The organism is Vogesella mureinivorans (genome assembly GCF_007644035.1).
GTDB lineage: Bacteria > Pseudomonadota > Gammaproteobacteria > Burkholderiales > Chromobacteriaceae > Vogesella > Vogesella mureinivorans.
The window spans coordinates 1-311 of the sequence record NZ_VMTV02000870.1 but is presented as its reverse complement, the minus strand read 5'-3'; the positions used below and the strand labels follow the sequence as shown (position 1 = coordinate 311).

Annotated in this window: 1 protein-coding gene; it reads right to left on the bottom strand. The window is 40.8% G+C overall.

Features of this window, described 5'->3' with window-relative positions:
* Nucleotides 1–124: 124 nt before the first annotated feature.
* A partial coding sequence (locus FLQ44_RS20020) for a LexA family protein (protein WP_276607892.1) occupies nt 125–311 on the bottom strand: 187 nt, incomplete at its 5' end.

Sequence of the window (311 nt, the reverse complement as noted above, 5' to 3'; positions counted from 1 at the left end):
TACGGTTTTTTACAGCACACGTTTTAACAACCTCTCAGAATATGAACTTTTTATGCACTTAGCCGTAAACGTAATGCATTTGCGATCACGGAAGCAGAACTCAAACTCATTGCAAGCGCAGCGATCATTGGAGACAACAACCAACCTGTAAAGAAATAAAGCGCTTCACGGTAAAATCATTGTCAATACGCGCAATCACGATATCACCAGACTTTGCCGTGATACTGCGATCGACGATCAACGGGTCTTCAATATCTATCCCCACATCCAACATTGAAAGAGAATTGGCTTTAACAATAAAAGTCGAACTT